Annotated in this window: 15 protein-coding genes; 8 read left to right on the forward strand and 7 right to left on the reverse strand. The window is 59.8% G+C overall.

Annotated features, from left to right (window positions below):
• Positions 1 to 79: 79 nt before the first annotated feature.
• Positions 80 to 478, reverse strand: a complete 399-nt coding sequence (locus tag MLD24_RS18375; RefSeq protein WP_227175902.1) for a hypothetical protein — start codon at positions 476 to 478, stop codon at positions 80 to 82.
• A gap of 168 nt (positions 479 to 646) precedes the next feature.
• Positions 647 to 2,167, reverse strand: coding sequence for a bifunctional GNAT family N-acetyltransferase/carbon-nitrogen hydrolase family protein (locus tag MLD24_RS18380; protein ID WP_248168573.1), 1,521 nt, complete (start codon positions 2,165 to 2,167; stop codon positions 647 to 649).
• A gap of 218 nt (positions 2,168 to 2,385) precedes the next feature.
• On the opposite strand from MLD24_RS18380, the gene MLD24_RS18385 reads away from it, so the two are divergent.
• Positions 2,386 to 4,275, forward strand: a complete 1,890-nt coding sequence (locus tag MLD24_RS18385) for a methyl-accepting chemotaxis protein (protein ID WP_248168574.1) — start codon at positions 2,386 to 2,388, stop codon at positions 4,273 to 4,275.
• Here the strand turns inward: MLD24_RS18385 and MLD24_RS18390 are convergent.
• A complete protein-coding gene (locus MLD24_RS18390) occupies positions 4,272 to 5,258 on the reverse strand; it encodes a transporter substrate-binding domain-containing protein (RefSeq protein WP_248168575.1) in 987 nt (328 codons plus the stop codon). The two genes, MLD24_RS18385 and MLD24_RS18390, sit on opposite strands and share 4 nt — an antisense overlap.
• 117 nt (positions 5,259 to 5,375) lie before the next feature.
• On the opposite strand from MLD24_RS18390, the gene MLD24_RS18395 reads away from it, so the two are divergent.
• On the forward strand, positions 5,376 to 5,921 hold the full coding sequence (locus MLD24_RS18395) for a YiiD C-terminal domain-containing protein (protein ID WP_248168576.1): 546 nt from the start codon (positions 5,376 to 5,378) through the stop codon (positions 5,919 to 5,921).
• 1 nt (position 5,922) lies between these two features.
• Here MLD24_RS18395 and recQ read toward each other — a convergent pair whose 3' ends face one another.
• Entirely contained in the window at positions 5,923 to 7,773 is a 1,851-nt protein-coding gene (gene recQ / locus MLD24_RS18400) for a DNA helicase RecQ (protein WP_248168577.1), read from the reverse strand.
• A 243-nt stretch (positions 7,774 to 8,016) separates the two neighbouring features.
• On the opposite strand from recQ, the gene MLD24_RS18405 reads away from it, so the two are divergent.
• From MLD24_RS18405 to MLD24_RS18415, 3 genes are all read left to right on the forward strand, one after another.
• Entirely contained in the window at positions 8,017 to 9,225 is a 1,209-nt protein-coding gene (locus tag MLD24_RS18405) for a 1-acyl-sn-glycerol-3-phosphate acyltransferase (protein WP_248168578.1), read from the forward strand.
• A 12-nt stretch (positions 9,226 to 9,237) separates the two neighbouring features.
• Entirely contained in the window at positions 9,238 to 9,900 is a 663-nt protein-coding gene (locus MLD24_RS18410) for an alpha/beta hydrolase (RefSeq protein WP_248168579.1), read from the forward strand.
• A 195-nt stretch (positions 9,901 to 10,095) separates the two neighbouring features.
• Positions 10,096 to 10,461 carry a PilZ domain-containing protein gene (locus MLD24_RS18415; RefSeq protein WP_248168580.1) on the forward strand — a complete coding sequence of 122 codons (366 nt, stop codon included), beginning with the start codon at positions 10,096 to 10,098 and terminating at the stop codon, positions 10,459 to 10,461.
• A gap of 26 nt (positions 10,462 to 10,487) precedes the next feature.
• Here the strand turns inward: MLD24_RS18415 and MLD24_RS18420 are convergent, their stop codons facing one another.
• Positions 10,488 to 11,903 carry a TrkH family potassium uptake protein gene (locus MLD24_RS18420; protein WP_227176095.1) on the reverse strand — a complete coding sequence of 472 codons (1,416 nt, stop codon included), beginning with the start codon at positions 11,901 to 11,903 and terminating at the stop codon, positions 10,488 to 10,490.
• Between the two features lie 147 nt (positions 11,904 to 12,050).
• Here MLD24_RS18420 and MLD24_RS18425 point away from each other — a divergent pair, with 147 nt between their 5' ends.
• Positions 12,051 to 12,641 carry an acyl carrier protein phosphodiesterase gene (locus MLD24_RS18425; RefSeq protein ID WP_248168581.1) on the forward strand — a complete coding sequence of 197 codons (591 nt, stop codon included), beginning with the start codon at positions 12,051 to 12,053 and terminating at the stop codon, positions 12,639 to 12,641.
• Here MLD24_RS18425 and MLD24_RS18430 read toward each other — a convergent pair.
• Both MLD24_RS18430 and MLD24_RS18435 read right to left on the reverse strand, forming a co-directional pair.
• Positions 12,607 to 14,412 carry a diguanylate cyclase gene (locus MLD24_RS18430; protein WP_248168582.1) on the reverse strand — a complete coding sequence of 602 codons (1,806 nt, stop codon included), beginning with the start codon at positions 14,410 to 14,412 and terminating at the stop codon, positions 12,607 to 12,609. The genes MLD24_RS18425 and MLD24_RS18430 overlap by 35 nt on opposite strands.
• 262 nt (positions 14,413 to 14,674) lie before the next feature.
• Positions 14,675 to 15,598 (reverse strand): DUF2914 domain-containing protein, encoded by a 924-nt coding sequence (locus MLD24_RS18435; protein WP_248168583.1) that lies wholly within the window; start codon positions 15,596 to 15,598, stop codon positions 14,675 to 14,677.
• 216 nt (positions 15,599 to 15,814) lie between these two features.
• Here MLD24_RS18435 and MLD24_RS18440 point away from each other — a divergent pair, with 216 nt between their 5' ends.
• Entirely contained in the window at positions 15,815 to 16,366 is a 552-nt protein-coding gene (locus MLD24_RS18440) for a YfiR family protein (protein ID WP_248168584.1), read from the forward strand.
• The gene (locus MLD24_RS18445; protein WP_248168585.1) at positions 16,363 to 17,817 is read left to right on the forward strand and encodes an ATP-binding protein; all 1,455 of its coding nucleotides are present in this window, start codon (positions 16,363 to 16,365) and stop codon (positions 17,815 to 17,817) included. The genes MLD24_RS18440 and MLD24_RS18445 overlap by 4 nt, the downstream gene beginning before the upstream one ends.
• Positions 17,818 to 17,835 lie beyond the last annotated feature (18 nt).

Raw genomic sequence — 17,835 nt, forward strand, 5'->3', positions numbered from 1 at the left:
TTTTGAGCCGTTGTGCATCGGCTTTCTTCGTGATTTGCGGAACTGAATGCCAGATCCCGCCAGCCGCCCATCGCGGTCTTCAGGTCGCGGGACTTGAGCGCCGGCCCGGTCCGCCGGACCGACGGGAGCGCAGCGACTGCTTCTTGCCCACCACCTCGCGAATTCGTTCCAACTGCTCCGCCAGCAGGGCTGGCTGGGGAGACTCACTGATATTGAAATCAACGGAGTAGAAGAAATTGCTGCAATGCTTTCTGCGTTCGGTCACCAGACCGCTGACCCCTTTGGCGCGGATGTTGTCGAACGGCATGGTCATCACCAGATCCAACGGCAGCGTATCGCCCGGATTGAAGATTTTATCGGTTTTGAGGACACATCCGAACTGATCAAGATCAAAGACCTGCGCTTCCACCAGCTCCTTGCGGAAGAGCCCGTGCTTGATTCGGAATCGGGCAATCAGGTCAGGTATGGCTTCTTTCATCGAATCAACATCCAAAGTCCTTGAAGGCAGGTCAGACGGTAAACCGTTCTGTCAGCCCTGCCACAGCTGTGTAAACAATAAACAGCACGTCCACATTTTGCAACGCGGTCAATCCTATAGCGTTCGCGCTTCAAGCGGGAACTCATCTTGTGCCAGCACCGGCCTCCATCAGGAGGTTTCGAAGCGGTACAGGTCGGGGCGGCGGTCCTTCAGGTTGGTGACCGAGCCCTCGTTCCTGACCAGCTTGAGCTTCTCCAGGTCCATGTCGGAGAACATGATCATCTCGGTGTTGGGTGTCGTCTCCGCCATGACGGCATCGTGGGGGAAGGCGAAATCCGAGGGCGAGAATACCGAGGACTGGGCGTACTGCACATCCAGGTTTTCCACCTTGGGCAGGTTACCGACACTGCCGGTGATGACCACATAGCATTCGTTCTCGATGGCTCTGGCCTGAGCACAGTGCCTGACCCTCAGGTAGCCGTTCTTGGTATCGGTCCAGAACGGCACACAGATGATATCGACGTCGGCCGCAGCGGCCATCCGCCCCAACTCGGGAAACTCGATATCATAACAGATCATGATGGCAACGCGCCCGGCGTCGGTGTCGAAAACCTCGAACTGGTTACCGCCCTCGATGACCCAGTCTCGACGTTCGTGGGGCGTGATGTGGATCTTGCGCTGTTCATCCACCCGACCATCCCGGTGGCAGAGGTAGGACACGTTGTAGACTCGGTCATCTTCCAGCAACGGCATGGAGCCAGTGATGATGTTGATGTTGTAGCTGACCGCCATTTCCGACATCTCATCCCGGAACTGTTCGGTAAAACCGGCCAGAAAGCGGATCGCGCGGGTCTGGTCCACCTGATCGGTCAACCCCATCAGAGGGGCATTGAAGAACTCCGGGAACAGGGCAAAGTCACTTTTGTAGTCCGACAAAGCGTCCACAAAGTACTCCACCTGCCGCAGCACTTCCTCCACCGAGGTGAACTCCCGCATCTGCCACTGGACCGCCCCCATCCGCACCTGGGTTTTGCGGGTGTTGATCACCGTTGACGGCGGCGTGTACAGAATGTTCCGCCACTCCAGCAGGGTGGCATAGCCCTGGGACTTTTCGTCCTCGGGGAGGTACTTGTGCATCAGCCGGGTGACCTGGAAGTCGTTGGCCAACTGAAACGTCAGAATCGGGTCGTAGATCTCACGCCGGTCCACCCGCTGAATGTACTCCTCCGGGGTGTACTGGTCCGCGTACCGGTAATAGGCGGGAATGCGACCGCCGGCGAGGATCGCCCGCAGGTTCATCGACCGGCACAGTTCCTTGCGGGCCTCGTACAACCGCCGTCCCAGTCGATAGCCCCGGTAATCCGGATGAATAAACACATCCAGCCCGTACAGCGAATCCCCCTTGGCGTTGTGGAGGATTTTCTCGTTGCGGAGGATCAGATCGTCGTAGGTGTGGGGGTTACTGAAACGGTCGTACTTCACGCACACCGTGAGCGCCACGGCAACCAGCTGGCCGTTGTCCTCAATACAGATCTGGCCCTCGGGGAACTGTTTCACCAGGGTTTCGATGGTCTCCTCAGGCCAGGCCCCGCCGATGTCGTCGTAAATCTGATCCATCAGCGTCTGCAACTGGCCGTAGTCCCCCACAGTCAGGTTGCGCAGGTTGAGGTGCAGTTCTTCATGAGCCATCGATGCAAACTCCGTGATTGTTCAAATATCGGGCTAAAACGGTCGAGAAAAGTGACGAACTGTCACTTTGTGTAGGTTTTACAACTTTTTTCCAGGAATCCGGTAAAGATTTCCCGCCAGACGTCGTAATTCAAACCGGACGTAAAAAAATAGTCTAGCTTGGAAATATGAACGCAGCGTTCATAAAGAAGTCCGTTCCTGAACAAGAGAGAACCTCCATGAATCGCCTTTCCTTTGGCCAAAAACTGTTAACGTCTTTCGGCGTCCTGCTGGTGCTGGTCATCGGCGCCTACGCCCTGATCAGCGACTCGCGCCTCGAGGACACGACAGATACCTATGTCAACGCGCTGATTGAAGATACCGTTGCCCAGAGTACGGCAAGCATTGCCGACTGGCTCAACACTCGCCTGAGCACCACGGAAGCGGTTGCGGATGCCCTGGCCACGGCCAGGAACCAGCAACAGGTGAGAGCGATCCTGCAGTCTGCCACGGCAGGGGTCGGATTCAAGGACGTTTACATCGGCCAGGATAACGGCGTGATGCTGATGCGCAACGACGAAGTCTCCGCAGACCTGCCGGATGACTACGATCCACGCCAGCGCCCCTGGTACAAGCTCGCCAAGAGCCTGGGCCGGGCGTCGTTCACCGCACCCTACATTGACGCCGGTACCAGCCAGGTGATCATTTCGTCCCTGGCGCCGGCCCCCCGCGGCGACTTCGCTGGCGTGGTCGGCGGCGACGTCACCCTGGAGAGCATTGATGCCATGCTGTCCACCGTTACCCTTGCCGACACCGGTTACGCCACCCTGATCGCCAAAGACGGTACGGTGCTGTACCACCCGCAGCGGGAACTGGTGGGCAAGCACATCCGCGAGCTGCTGGGCGAGGACCCGGACCTCAGCGGTGACCAGGTGGCCTATGATATTGATGGCACCAGTTGGTTGGCCAGCTTCCATCGCATCAAGGACGCCCGGGCCGTGGAATGGTATCTCGGCACCTTCGCCAATGAGGACCTGATCAACGGTCCGCTTTACGATGCCCGGGTTACCGGCATTATCGTGGCAATCGTGTCCCTGGTGGTGACGCTGATTCTTCTCAACATCGGCATTCGGGTGCTGATGAAGCCGGTCCGCAACCTGGGCGATGCCATGGCGGACATTGCCAGCGGCGATGCCGACCTCACCAAGCGTCTGGAAGTCAGCAGCAACGATGAAATCGGCAAGCTTGCCGACAACTTCAACAGCTTTGTCTCCAACATTCAGGAAGTGGTGCGGGACGTCCAGAAGGGAACCCAGGAACTGGGAGGCAGCGTCGGCTCGCTGCGTCAGACCGCCAGCGCCAGCCGCCACAGCGTGGAAAGCCAGCAGGCCGAGATCGACATGATCGCCACCGCGATCAACGAGATGTCTGCCGCCGCCGGCGAGATTGCCCAGAACGCCCAGCAGACCGCCGATGCCGCCAACAACGCCGACGAAGACTCCCGGGCTTCACTGGAGACGGTGGCCGCCTCACGGGATGCGGTGCAGCGACTGTCCGAGGAGATCACCTCGGCGGCGAATGTCATCGATACCCTGGGTAAGGACGTGTCTGAAATCACCACCGTGCTGGAGGTGATTCAGGGCATTGCCGAACAGACCAACCTGCTGGCGCTCAACGCCGCCATTGAGGCGGCCCGGGCCGGGGACGCCGGTCGTGGCTTTGCGGTGGTGGCGGATGAGGTCCGTAACCTGGCGAAGCGCACCCAGGACAGCACCGAGGAGATCAACAATATGATCGAACGGCTGCAGAAAGGGGCCAATGACGCGGTCGACGTGATGCAGGCCTCCACGGCTGTATCCAACGTCAGCATGGAGAAAGCCCAGGATGCAATGGAAACCCTCAACCGCATTGCCGAGGCGATTACCTCCATCAGCCAGATGACCACGCAGATCGCCACCGCGTCCGAGGAACAGACATCGGTGACCGAAGAGCTCAATGCTTCCATCACCCGCATTGCCGACCAGGGCCAGGAAGCGGCAGCTGCGGCCAGCGAGAACGATGTCTACAGCGGCCAGATCGAAACGGTTGGCCAGACCCTGCATCACAATGTGGAGCGTTTTAAGGTTTAGCGCGTCTTAACCGGCGTTACGCTGGAGCGCTGCTGGCCCATCCGGACCCGCAGCGTTTCCAGTGCCCTGCGCCCGATCTCACTGGACTCCCGCCCCAGATAGGGGTTGTTCAGCAGAAGAACCTGGCGACGGTCCAGCGCCAGCACCTCAAGGGCTTCGCCGTAGTATCGATTGAGATAACGGGAGAAGCTGCCATCCTGGATCGCTCGATCCATTCCCAGCTGCAGTCGCTGAGCCAGAACATGGTCTTCTGGGCCGACAAAGAAATAGGACAGCATGGGGTAGGCAATCAGTAGGGACGGTTCAATCACCAGCTCCGGGTCCTGTTCCAGCTCCAGATCAAACAGCACTTCGCTGACGCCCCGGGCAAAACAGTCAAACCGGTCGTTCCGCAGCATCTTGAACAGGGTTTCGTAACGGGAATGGGTCACCACCTGAACACCGTTCACCTGCAGGATAGTGGCATCCGGCCAGTGCAGGCCCTGGCCAATGCGCAGCCCGCGGTCACGAAGATCGTCGAGGGAGGCGACACCCTCGAACCGGCTCAGCGCATCTTCCATCACCACGCAGACCCGGAATCCCAGCAGCCCGCCGTCGATTGGCACCGGAATGGCCAACAGATCCTTTTCCCGTTCCACGGATGTTGCCACCGCAGCGAGATCCAGAACCCGGGGGTGGTCCCGGGTCAACTCAAGCAGGGCCCGACCCTGAACCATTTCAATACTGCGGGTCAGCCGGAAACGGCCGTATTCGGGAGTCTTCGACAACGCCAGCGCCACCAGGGCGCGAATGGCCGGGCTGTCGTAATTGCGGTACCAGAGGGTGATGGTGCGTTCATCGGCGGGCGACAATCCCTGCGGCGTGAGAGGGCGGGCCTGGATGGGAGTGCAGGTGATCAGCAGCGCAAGGAAGCCACCCAGGTAAGCGTGCCAACCCTGCCAGCTCTGCCAACCCCGTCGTCGCTCCTGGCGTCTTGCCCTCATTCCACCGTCATCCTGTCTCCACGTGCAAAGACCAGTCTAGAGCTTTCGGTGACAAAGTCAGTGCAGTTGTGTAAAAAAACCATAAAACAATGACAAATCAGCTAAAAAGGACATCGTATGGCTCTGATTGACCAACTGATCGACGCTGCCGGCCACTGGGTTGCCGGCAGCGATCCGAAAGCGCCCATCACCCGCCCGACAGCCTGGTTACGGAAAACTTCCGGCTACGCCGCCATCAATCGGATCATTGCCAGTGCAATCCCGTTCACCCGCCGCAACGGGTTTCGGGTGGAGGAGCTGCGCCCAGGCTATGTACGGGCCCGCATCACCCTGAAGGGCAATCGAAACCATTTTGGCAGTCTGTACGCCGGCGCTTATTTTCTGGTTGCTGAGATCCCCGGCGGGGTACTGACCCTGTTCGACCTGGGGCCTGCGTATGTGCCAATCCTCAAGGAGATGACCCTGAGCTTCAAGCAACCGGCAAACTCCGATGTGACGGTAGAATTTGAGCTATCGAGGGAACAGATTGAACGTCTGCAGGCCGAGGCCGATCGTGACGGCAAGACCGCCTTCACTCTGGAGGGGGTAATGCGGGACGACAGGGGAGAGGAAGTTGCCACCTCCATCGCCCACTATCGGGTCCGCAAGAAAGGGCACCGCTGATTCAGGCGGCGCCAAGTCTTGCCAATTCGGCCAGGAAGGTCTCGCCGTATTTTTCCAGCTTGGCGGCGCCGACGCCGTTAACCTCGGCCAGTTCTGCCATGGTTGCCGGTCGTCGCTCGAGGATCTCCAGCAATGTGGTGTCATGAAAAATGACGTAGGGAGGCACACCCTGCTGTTCGGCCAGGGTCTTGCGACAGGCCCGTAACGCCTCCCAGCCTTCCGGGTCGGTAACGTGGTGGGTGGTTTTGTTGGAGCCTGAGCCACCGGCACCGCGGGTGCGCTTGGCCACCGGGTCCTTGCGCAGCCGGATGGGCTGTTCCCCGCGCAGCAGTGGGCGGCAGGCCTCGGTGAGCTGGAGTGCGCCATAGCCCTCCGGGTCCGCCCGCAGGTAGCCGTTGGCCACCAGTTGCCGGAACACCGACTTCCATTCGTTGGCGCTGAGCTCCTCGCCGATGCCGAACGTTGACACCTTGTGGTGGCCGGACTGCCGGATACGGTCGTTCTCGCTGCCCCTCAGCACGTCAATCAGGTAGGTTACGCCAAACCGCTGTCCGGTCCGATAGACGCAGGACAGGGCCTTCTGCACCGCCAGGGCGCCATCCCAGGTTTCCGGAGGGGTCAGGCAGGTATCGCAGTTGTTGCACGGCTGCTCCAGTTCGTCTCCGAAATAGCGCAGCAAAACCTGACGGCGACAGCCGGTGACTTCGCAAAGCCCCAGCATCGCATCCATTTTCTGGCGCTCGATGCGCTTGAACTGGTCGCTGCCCTGGGAGCCCTCCAGCATCTGGCGCAGTTTGATGACATCCTGCAGGCCGTACACCATCCACGCCGTTGACGGGTTGCCATCCCGGCCGGCACGACCGGTTTCCTGGTAATACGCCTCCAGGCTTTTCGGCAGGTCGAGGTGCGCGACAAAGCGGACATCCGGCTTGTCGATCCCCATGCCGAAAGCGATGGTGGCCACTACAATAACGCCATCTTCCCGCAGGAAACGTTCCTGGTGTCGGGCCCGGTCTTCCGCCGGCAGACCCGCATGATAGGGCAGGGCCGTGTAGCCTTTGTCCGCCAGCATCTTCGCGGTGGCTTCCACCTTGTTCCGTGACAGGCAGTAGACGATGCCGGCATCACCCTGATGTTCTGATTTAATAAAATCCACTAGTTGCTTGTTTGCGTTAACTTTTGGAGTGATGCGGTACTGGATGTTGGGGCGATCAAAGCCGCTGATGAAATGCCGGGCCTCGGTGAGCGACAGGCGCTCGGCGATCTCCTGGCGGGTACGCTCATCGGCGGTGGCCGTCAGGGCAATGCGGGGAACGTTCGGAAACTGCTCGGCCAGCATCGTCAGGCCCAGGTAATCGGCCCGGAAATCATGGCCCCACTGGGACACGCAGTGCGCCTCGTCAATTGCGAACAATGCCAGGGAAGCCTGGTGCAACAACTCCAGGGTGCGGGGCTGCAATAGCCGCTCCGGCGCACAGTAAAGCAGGTCCAGTTCACCGGTCATCAGGGCATTTTCGGTGGCCCGGGCCTCGTGGAAATCCATGGTGGAATTGAGAAACGCCGCCCGCACGCCAAGCTGTTGCAGGGCTGCGACCTGGTCCTGCATCAACGCGATCAGCGGCGATATCACCACCGCGGTGCCTGGCCGAACCAACGCCGGCACCTGGTAACACAGCGACTTGCCGCCACCGGTGGGCATCAGCACCAGGGCGTTGCGCCCCGCCACGACTTCGGCCACCACATCCCCCTGCAAGGGACGGAACTGCTCGTAACCGAAGACCTGGTGAAGAACCTGTTCCGGAGACTGCTGGGCCGAGTCGGGCCGGCTGGGGGAGAGTTGCTGAAAATCCATGCGGCGCTGTGCTTCGTTGAACGATGGGTGGAAAGGCGCGGCTTCCAGGCAACCGGAAAGCGACCGGCCAGAAGCGGCGTTATCATATCAGAAAAGGGTGAGGCAATTGAGGTATTGCGATAGGTAACCGGCTACAATAGCGGCATTTTGCTGGCCGCAACGGCTTGCCGCCAGCCGCTGATCCACACCACAACCAGTTACGGATCAGCGCGATAAAGAGCACAACCCAACTACAGGATATCCATGCAGGAATTTGACGCGATACGCCCCTACTCGGATGAGGAAACCGAGGAAGCCATTCAACGTCTGCTGGGGGACGCCGAGTTTCTCGACCTGATCGCCCGATTCAAATCGCCCACCCTGAGTCGCTGGCTGCCCGGCCTGATCCGCGGCCGGGTGCGCAACTGGCTGCGCGACACCTTTGGCGGGCTGACCCGTATTGATGACATCCAGGCCCGGCTCTACGAGCACGTAGAGCAACTGGTTGACCACACCACCACACGGGTGACCCACACCGGGCTGGACAAGCTGGACCCGAACACCCCATACCTGTTCCTGTCCAACCATCGGGACATTGTTTTCGACCCGCTGGTGGTCAACTACCTGCTGTTCCGCCACGGCTTTGCCACCACCCGCATTGCCATCGGCGACAATCTGCTGCAGAACCGGGTGTTCGCCGAGTTGATGCGGATGAACAAGAGCTTTGTAGTGCGCCGCAATGTCTCAAGCCCCCGGGAAATGCGGGACACCTTTCTGACGCTGTCGTCGTTCATCAGTCACAGCATTGAAACTGGCCACAGCGTCTGGATTGCCCAGCGGGAAGGGCGCGCCAAAGACGGCTTGGACCTGACCGATCCGGCCATCATCAAGATGTTCTATATGAGCCTGAAGAAGCAGGGCCTGGCGTTCAATGACGCCATGGACCGGCTGCGCATCGTGCCGGTGTCCATCGCCTATGAATATGACCCCTGCGATACTGACAAGGCCCGGGAACTGGAAACCCGTGCCCGCACGGGCGATTACACCAAGCAGCCCGGCGAAGATACTGACCAGATCATCAAGGGGCTCACCGGTTTCAAGGGCCACGTTCATGTGCATTTCAGCGATCCCATCAAGGACGCCCCGGAAACCCCCAGGGAGCTGGCTGCCCGTATCGACACCGACATGCACGCCAACTATCACCTGCATGCCTCCAATCTTGCCGCTTATGAGCTGCGCAGCCAGCACCCGGATTCCCACAACAGTCTGCGGGAGACCACCGACGCGCTGGTAACGGCGGAAACCTGGAGCCCCGCCGAGCTGGACGCTGCTGAGCAGGAACTGAGCCGCCGCCTGAACAGCTGTGACGAACCCTTCCACAGCTATCTGCTGGACATGTACGCCAACCCGGTCACCAGTGCGCTGAATACTCGCGAACCGGAATCAGCCACTGGTCCGGCGACACAGGATTAACAGGAGAAATCGATGTTGGAACTTGAGGTCATTGAACGGGAAACCCGAGCCAATCCCGACGCCGCCGTCATCTGGCTGCACGGCCTGGGCGCCAGCGGCCACGACTTCGAGCCGGTGATCCCGGAACTGGGGCTGCCCGACGACGCGGCCATCCGCTTCATCTTCCCCCATGCTCCGGTGATGCCGGTGACCATCAATGGCGGCGTTGCCATGCCGGCCTGGTACGACATCAAGGCAATGGACATTGACCGGGTGGTCGATACCGAGCAACTTTGTGCGTCGTCAGATGCCGTCGGCCGGCTGATTGACCGGGAGATCGAATGCGGAATTGCCAGCGAGCGCATCATCGTCGCTGGCTTCTCACAGGGCGGGGCGGTTGCCTACCAGCTCGGCCTGAGCTACGCCAAACCGCTTGCCGGTGTGCTGGGACTGTCGACCTATTTCGCTACCGCCGGCACCCTGACACCATCCGAAGCCAATCGTCAAACTCCCATCCGCATTTACCACGGCCAGTTCGATCCAGTGGTGCCGGAGCAACTTGGTCGACGCAGCGCCGAGCAGCTGAGCCAGCTTGGCTATGCCGTCGAGTACGGCACCTTCCCGATGGATCACAGCGTGTGCCTGGAAGAGATCATCGAGATTGGCCGGTTCTTTGGTGAGCGCCTGTCGCTATAGCGCCAGCCTAAGACGTCCCTTGCCCCCGACTGGCCGCACCTACGCGGCGGCCGGTTTTCCCCAGCCGCTTCAACAACCTGGCGAAGTGCTTTTCCTTTCCCCCAAGTCAACTGTACAATATTTGACCTGAATCATATGCCCGCAGATTTGATCGAACTATAAAAAGTAGAAAGGCAGACGGGCAGGGGGGATTCGATGGAGTTACGTCAGAGCAAACGGTTTCCCGGCAGGCTGACACTGCTCATCTACCGCAAGGGCCGACTCGTCGCCTCAGGCATGCTGAGAAACATCAGCAGACAGGGCCTGTTCATCTCGACCCGGAACCCCAATCTCGACCTGAATCAGGACGTCGAGATCGAGTTCCACCTTCATGATCCGGACGTCCGGGGCTATCAGCGCGTGGACGCCACGCTGGTCCGCTGCAGCCCTAATGGTCTGGGTGTCGAATTCAAGGAGCAGGGCGATAACCCTGGCCCTGAGCTACGCTCCCTGCTGCGCTGGGTACGGGAAACCAACTTCCTGATCCCGACGGGCCTGAGCCGGCACGCCGCCTTCAAGTAACGGCGGCTGACGGTTACCGGTTCGGTTCAGCTTCGCCAGAAGGCGGGTGACAGCACCACCACCACACTCAGAATCTCCAGCCGGCCCAGCAGCATCCCGCCGCACAGTATCCACTTGGCCGCGTCCGGTATGGACGCGAAGTTCCCGGCCGGTCCAATCACACTGCCCAGGCCCGGCCCCACATTGGTCAGCGAGGTGAGCGCGCCGGAGAGACTGGTGGTGAAGTCCAGGTGCAGACTCGCCAGCGCCAGGGTGATCAGCATGAAGCAAAGCAGGAAAATGAAGGTGTAGGCGATCATTGAGGCGATGATTTCATCACTGACGGCCCGACCATTGAAGTTGCGCGTCAGCACCGCCCGCGGGTGCAGCAACCGCATCAACTGCTCCCGCAGTACAATCAGCGACAGCTGGAAACGGAAGATTTTCATGCCACCGGAAGTGGAGCCGGAGCAGCCGCCGATAAACATCAGGAAGAAGAACAGCACGAACGAGAACGATCCCCAGGCCGCATAATCCTCCGAGGCATAGCCCGTGGTGGTCACCACCGAAGTCACATTGAACAGGGTCGAAATGTAGCCGGACGCCAGATCAAAGTCGTCGTTGATGTACCAGCGATACAGGGTAAGGAACAGGGGCACCAACAGCAGGATGGCAACAAACAGACGTACCTGCTGATCCCGCCATAACACGCCATGCTGGCCATGCATCTCACGTACAAACAGGAAGAACGGCATGCCGCCAATCATCATGAAGAAGGTCGCTTCCAGCAGAATCAGGTCGGAATTGAACTTGCCCATCGACAGGTCAGAGGTGGAGTAGCCCCCCGTCGCAATGCTGGTCAGGCCATGGTTAAAGGCGTCAAACAGGCTCATCCCCGAGGCCCAATACGTCAGCACCGCCAGGATGGAGAACACCACGTACACCAGCAACAGCCCGCGGCTCAGGGTTTTCATCCGCGGCAGCGCCTTGTCGGTCCACTCGGAGGATTCGGTGGCAAACAGCCGCATGCCGCCCACTCGCAGGAACGGCAACACCGCCACGAACATGCCGATGATACCGATCCCCCCAATCCACTGCAGGATTGAGCGCCAGAGCAGCAGATCCTGATCCATGGTATCCAGCCCGGTGAGCACCGTGGCACCAGTGGTGGTGATACCCGACGTCGACTCGAAAATGGCATCGGTCAGGGAAATACCGGCATTGTCACTGAGATAGAAGGGCAAGGAGGAGATCAGTGAGATAATGAGCCAACTGCTGACCGTCAGTACAAACATGTAGCGGGGCTTGAGATCCCTTGGCTTGCCATACGCAAGCAAAATACCCAGCACGCCGAGCGCAAACACCAAACCAGCCGATTCCGCGAAGGCGACGGCGTTGGGGGCATCGTTACCGAACAGCAGCAGGGGAGGCAACGTCATGAAAATGCTCAGCAGCACAAACATCACGCTGATGATGAATATGACGGGATAGAGGTTTCTCAAGGGATGCCCTAATTGGCCAGCTTTAAGACGTGCGCCAGAATACCCTTGGCGCTACCCTTCTGCAATCACTCGCGAGCCCCGGAAACACAGCGCTCCAGGAGGACATAGTTGAACCACCTAGCTCACCTGTTCCTGTCTCCGCCCGACCAGCAGGCCCGCATCGGTAACCTGTTGGGCGATTTTGCCCGTGGCGTTGACCCGGACACACTGCCTGCACAGGTCCGTCTTGGCTGGCAACACCACCTGGCGGTGGATGCCTTTACCGATCGCCACCCGGAGGTGCTGGCCTGCAAGCGCTGTTTCTCGGCCCAGCGCCGCCGCTTTGCCGGCATCGCCTTGGATGTGCTGTTCGATCATTACCTGCTGCGGCACTGGGACAGGTTCTGCGACACGCCCTCCGAAGTTTTTATCCATGAGGTCTACCGGGACCTGGAACGGGGCCGCTACCTGATGCCGGACACCATGGCCCGGACCACCGCCCGCATGGTCCAGCAGGACTGGTTCAATGCCTACCGGGACCTTGACCAGGTGGGCCTGGCACTGGACCGGATTGCCCAGCGTATTCGCTTCAGCAACCGTTTTGAGGGAATGATCGAGGAACTACGCCCCCTGGACGCCACTCTGGAAGCCCATTTCCTGGCATTCTTTCCCCAACTGCTGGCGTTCAGTCAGACGGCTGAGCCATCAGGTTTCCGGTAAGCCGGTGGGCATTGTCCAGCGCCCGCTTCAGATCGCACTCGCGATAGTTCACCACCCGGTTCCGGCCACTGGCCTTGGCGGTATAGAGGGCGTAGTCCGCGGCCACAAACAGGCAGTCAGTGTCTTCAAACTCGCCGGGATGCATGGTAGCAAAGCCAATACTCACGGTCAGGCTGAATCCAAACGCTGTTTCTTTCTCAATCGTGGCGCGAACCCGCTCGGTCAGCACCGCCGCCTCCTGGTCGGAAGTATCCGGCAGAATCAGCACAAACTCCTCGCCACCGTAGCGGCACACAGTGTTGGGCTTGCGTACGCGGTCCTTGAGCAGACTGGCCACCATCTTCAGGGCGGCATCACCGCGGGAATGGCCACGGCTGTCGTTGAACGCCTTGAAGTGGTCAATGTCGATCACCGCCAGGGTCAGGGGGGCATCGGTCTGGCCAGCGCGGGCGTACTCCTGGGCAATCTGCTCGTTGAAGAAGCGGCGGTTCTTCAACTGGGTCAGGGCGTCGGTGAACGACTCGGTCTTGAGCTCATTGAGCCGGCTGGCGACGGCCAGACTGAGCAGCACCATCTCCAGCAGCGAACCGATCTGGAAGGCGTTCTGGGTAAACGCGTTGTGGGGTAGCAGCCCAAATGTCTTGGCCATGTAGATGTAGACGCCGATCAATAACGCAGAGAACGCAATCATGTAGTAGCGGGCGGTGCCTGTGCCCCGGGCCAACGCCATCAGCCCCAACACAAACATATGCACGCACGCGATGACGGTCAGCACCGCCAACGGCACAATCACCCAGCGATAACTCAGCAACAGTGAGATCAGCATCATCAGCGCCGACGCCCACTGGAGCACCACGGCGAACTGGTCCGCCCGGATCGACTGGGCACGGGTATTGAGGATGGTTCGGGTAAAGAGCACACCGCCGAACAGGGAGATCGACAGCAAGACCAGCAGACTTTTGTTGGCAACCAGCGGCAGGTCCGGCAGCAGCAACTGAAAGGAGAGGCCGTTGTGCAGCGACATGTAGAGGCCGTAGCTGGTCAGGTACACCAGATAATAGGCAAACGCCCGTTCCCGCACCGTCAGGAACATGAACAGGTTGTAGAACAGCAACACGATGAAGCCACCGTAGTACACCCCAAGGGCCAGATATTCCTTGGTGACCAGATTCATGAGATCAACCTGGCTGTGGGCGAACAAGCCGATGTTCATTGAGCCCTGAGACTCGAACCTCAGATAGTAGGTGGACTCACTTTGAGGGGGCAGGGTGACCGGAAACAGGAACAGACGGTGTTCCACCGGCCGCAGGTGAAACGGGCGCATATCGCCGGTAGACACCAGTTGCCAGTGTTTGTCCGAGGCCGGCGCCCAGAAGTCCAAATGGTCAATCAGTGGGTAATCCTGGCGGATGAACAGACGCTTGGGTTGATCACTGGGATTGGCAAGGGTGAACTTGACCCACCAGGCAGCTTCCGTAAACCCGAAGTTGGCCGAGCGCTCACCCAGGGGCGAGAAGCTGTCCAGCGTCCGGCCCAGCCGCACCTGCTCAAAGGTGTACCGGCGTTCCGGGTCTTCCAGTAGCGATAAGGCCGATGCCAGATCAATCCGTTGCTGATCCTCGATAACCACCGGGGCCCCAGGTGTATGGGGCTCTGTGGTGACGTCATCCGCCACCACCATCGAAGCCAGCATCATCAATAGCATCGTCAATGCCGTACTCAGCGGCCATTGGCGGTCGGATCGGTTGTTGTGTCGTTGATCCGCGTCCATCTCGTCTCTGCCGTATCCCTTCTGGAACCGATGCCGCCAGAAAGCCGCACCCGAGTTTTGATTGTTGTTACTTACGGAGCCTCTGATTGACTCCGAATCGCCTCTGGCAAGGGCCGTAACGCCGCAGATGCAGCCCTCAGAGCGTGCCCTAAACGGATCAGTCTAGCCACCTTTGGAGGTATTTTGTAGCAAACAGAACCGTCTCCGAAGGCCCATCTTCTCACTTCGAGCCCTTCACCTTGAATTCTTCACCTTGAATTCTTCACCTGGAGCTCTTCACCTCGAACTCCGCCTCGGCGAGGACGTCCCCGGCTTCCGTGACCACTTCAACTCGCCATTGCCCGGTCATGTCACGGTTGATGAACTTGCCCGAGGAGGCACGCATCGCATCGGAGAAAGGCATGATCCGCACGCGGGCGACCCGGTCGCCCTCTCGATACCAGTCATGGAAATGCAGCTGACCATTCAGGTTGCGGGTCTCGGTGAACAGATAAACCCGCATCAGGCCGTCGGCGTTCATCGGCAGCACCGCCGGTATCGCCTCGGTCGGCTCCTTGTTGTCCAGAGCCAAGGTCAGGCGGGCCCGGACAATATGGTCCGACAGCAGAGTAACCGTGGAAGGTGCCTGGTCGTTCCGGCCAATCTCCGGCGCCGTCGCCACGGCGGACTGAGCTTCGGCTTCGGCTTCGGCTTCGGCTTCGGCTTCGGCTTCGGCTTCGGCTTCGGCTTCGGCTTCGGACGCATTGTCATCCAGGGAGTCGTGTTCCACCAGTGGCGGCGTCACTGTTTTTTCAGTCGCTGTACCTTCAGCCACTGCTTCTTCAGTCACTGCCTCTTCAGAGTCCGGCTCGGACGGGGGTGCCGCGGCCGCAACTGGCCGTTCCGCCGCCGGTTTCGGCGTTTCCGGCGGCGCTGCCACAGCAACCGGTTCTGGTTCAGCCTGCGCCACCGGGGCCGGGGTGCTCTCGCTTTTGCCTGGCCGGGCCGGTGCTGGATAGATCAGGTGCATGATCCCCCAGGTCACAAGGGCAACCACCACAACCAGCAGAGCGATTGCTCCGAGTATTCGCTCCCAGTGATAGACCACATAGTCCTGGGCGTTGGAGCCGGACTTGCTGGAACGGATCGTTGCGCTGCCAGAATGGCGAGGTTGCGGTTGAGTCTGGGCTTCGTCTTGCCGTGTCATTGGGGGATTGGGTCCTGAGTCTCGTTGGATCATGATTGGGTGAGGATTAGAACATATGTACCACCAGCGGCTCAGTGCCGCCGTTAACGCTTTGGGAATCCGGCGCGCTGAAATGGCCGTAACGGCTGAACATTGACGGCAAGGGGTTGAGTGCTAATCTTTTGTCGAGCCTGCGCTTTTCATGTCTGGCACAGGCGCTTGGTCAGGGAAGAGCGATTGATTAAACATCTCCCCCTTTGGCAACCCGCCAGCCTGCTCCTGCTGGTCAGTGCGTTAGCGGTGGTTTTTCAGACCCACGCGCAGGCTTCCGTACGCTCGGAATATGAGCTCAAGGCGGCGTTCCTCTACAACTTCACCCGCTTCGTCAGCTGGCAACTGAGCCCTGATGATGCGGAGACGGACCTGAACCTCTGTGTGTTTGGCGACGATCCGTTCGGGGAATTGCTCGCCCCGATCGAGGGACGCTCCGCTCAGGGTCGCACAATTTACCTCAAATACCCATCCCAACTTGTTGATATGAATGACTGTAGCGTTGTTTTTGTCAGCCAGTCTGAGGCTCGAAGACTGCCCCAGTTGATAACCGCAGCAGGCGAAAGTGATCAGCTCACGGTGAGCGATATACCGGATTTCGCGCGCCAGGGTGGCGTTATCGGCTACGTTCAGCAAGGCAACGTCATCCGTTTCGAAATCAACCTTCGGGCTGCCGAGGCATCGAATCTGACCGTCGATTCCCGACTGCTGGAACTGGCTGTGAGAGTAATCCAATGAGTCTCAGCTGGCATTGGCGCGACTGGCCATTGAAGGCAAAACTGCTGTTCCTGACGCTCTCCACCAGCGCCCTGGGCATTGCGCTTGTCTGTTTCAGCCTGGCAACGCTGGAAAGCCGCAACTATCGCAACCAGATGGCCTCGGAGCTGGATACCATCGCCTCCATTCTCGCCGAACAATCCGCCGCTGCGGTGCTGTTCGAGGACCGGGGACAGCTCAACAACATTCTCAAGAGTCTGCAGCGCATCGACACCATTCAGCTGGGCTGTATCTACGACACCGCGGGCAATCTGCTCAGCGAGTTGGCGCAGACCAGCAACGCCGGTTCCTGTCCCGATCTCGCCATGCCGCAGCGCCTTGGCTTTACTGACGATCACTACCAGCTGCTGGCCCCCATCACCGTGGACGATGACACCATCGGCCAGCTGTTCCTGAAGTGCCACCTGGAGGTTCTGGATCACCACATCCGCACCTTCGCCCTGGCGGCACTGGGCATCGGTCTGGTCATTCTGGTGTTCGTTGCCATTGTTGCCATTCGCCTGCAGCGGGTGATTGCCCAGCCGATTCTCGCGCTGTCGGACACGGCCGGCCAGATCACCCAGGCCCACGACTACTCGCTGCGGGCGCCGGTCGCCGGCAACGACGAACTGGGCCAGCTCGGCAAGGTGTTCAATGAGATGATTGGCACCATTGAAAGCCAGAACCGCCGTATCCTCAACAGCCAGCGGGAACTGGAGCGCACCGTAGAAGAACGGACCGCCGAGCTGAGCCTGGCCAACCGTGAACTGGAGGCCTTCAGCTACTCCGTTTCCCACGACCTGCGCCAGCCGCTGCGGGCAATCGACGGTTTCTCCCAGGCCATGCAGGAGGACTGCGCGGGCCAACTGGACCAGACCGCCCGGGACTACCTCAGCCGGGTCCGCTCGGCCGCCGTCAGAATGGGGCATCTGATCGACGGCCTGCTGATCCTCTCCCGGGTCAGCCGCCAACCACTGAACTATGAGACCGTGGACATCAGTGCGATGACGTCCGAAATCTGCCGGGAACTTGTTGAAATGAATGGAGATCCGCCGACCAGAATCGATATCCAGCCGGACATCCGGGTTGGGGGAGACAGCCGTCTGCTCAGGATTGCGTTCCAGAACCTGCTGGAGAACGCCTGGAAGTACTCTGCCAAGAAGCCGGAGCGACGCATCGAGATCACCGCCGAACCCGGCCAGCATGCCATTACCATTTCCATCCGTGATAACGGCGCTGGCTTCGACATGAAGTACGCCGAGAAACTCTTCACGGCCTTCAACCGGCTACATAGCCCGGCGGAGTTTGCCGGCACCGGTATTGGTCTGGCCACGGTGTATCGGGTCATCCGGCGCCATCATGGCAACGTTTCGGCGCATTCTGTGCTGGGAGAGAGCGCCACGTTCCATGTCAATTTGCCACTCCCGGCTTAGGCGAACTATGCTCGAAGA

Origin of the sequence: Marinobacter xestospongiae (genome assembly GCF_023156385.1) — a bacterium.
GTDB lineage: Bacteria > Pseudomonadota > Gammaproteobacteria > Pseudomonadales > Oleiphilaceae > Marinobacter > Marinobacter xestospongiae.

Coding starts and splice junctions, on each gene's coding strand:
- MLD24_RS18375 (WP_227175902.1), bottom strand. CDS start 478: ATGAAAGAAGCCATACCTGACCTGATTGCCCGATTCCGAATCAAGCAC.
- MLD24_RS18380 (WP_248168573.1), bottom strand. CDS start 2,167: ATGGCTCATGAAGAACTGCACCTCAACCTGCGCAACCTGACTGTGGGG.
- MLD24_RS18385 (WP_248168574.1), top strand. CDS start 2,386: ATGAATCGCCTTTCCTTTGGCCAAAAACTGTTAACGTCTTTCGGCGTC.
- MLD24_RS18390 (WP_248168575.1), bottom strand. CDS start 5,258: ATGAGGGCAAGACGCCAGGAGCGACGACGGGGTTGGCAGAGCTGGCAG.
- MLD24_RS18395 (WP_248168576.1), top strand. CDS start 5,376: ATGGCTCTGATTGACCAACTGATCGACGCTGCCGGCCACTGGGTTGCC.
- recQ (WP_248168577.1), bottom strand. CDS start 7,773: ATGGATTTTCAGCAACTCTCCCCCAGCCGGCCCGACTCGGCCCAGCAG.
- MLD24_RS18405 (WP_248168578.1), top strand. CDS start 8,017: ATGCAGGAATTTGACGCGATACGCCCCTACTCGGATGAGGAAACCGAG.
- MLD24_RS18410 (WP_248168579.1), top strand. CDS start 9,238: ATGTTGGAACTTGAGGTCATTGAACGGGAAACCCGAGCCAATCCCGAC.
- MLD24_RS18415 (WP_248168580.1), top strand. CDS start 10,096: ATGGAGTTACGTCAGAGCAAACGGTTTCCCGGCAGGCTGACACTGCTC.
- MLD24_RS18420 (WP_227176095.1), bottom strand. CDS start 11,903: ATGTTTGTGCTGCTGAGCATTTTCATGACGTTGCCTCCCCTGCTGCTG.
- MLD24_RS18430 (WP_248168582.1), bottom strand. CDS start 14,412: ATGGACGCGGATCAACGACACAACAACCGATCCGACCGCCAATGGCCG.
- MLD24_RS18435 (WP_248168583.1), bottom strand. CDS start 15,598: ATGACACGGCAAGACGAAGCCCAGACTCAACCGCAACCTCGCCATTCT.
- MLD24_RS18445 (WP_248168585.1), top strand. CDS start 16,363: ATGAGTCTCAGCTGGCATTGGCGCGACTGGCCATTGAAGGCAAAACTG.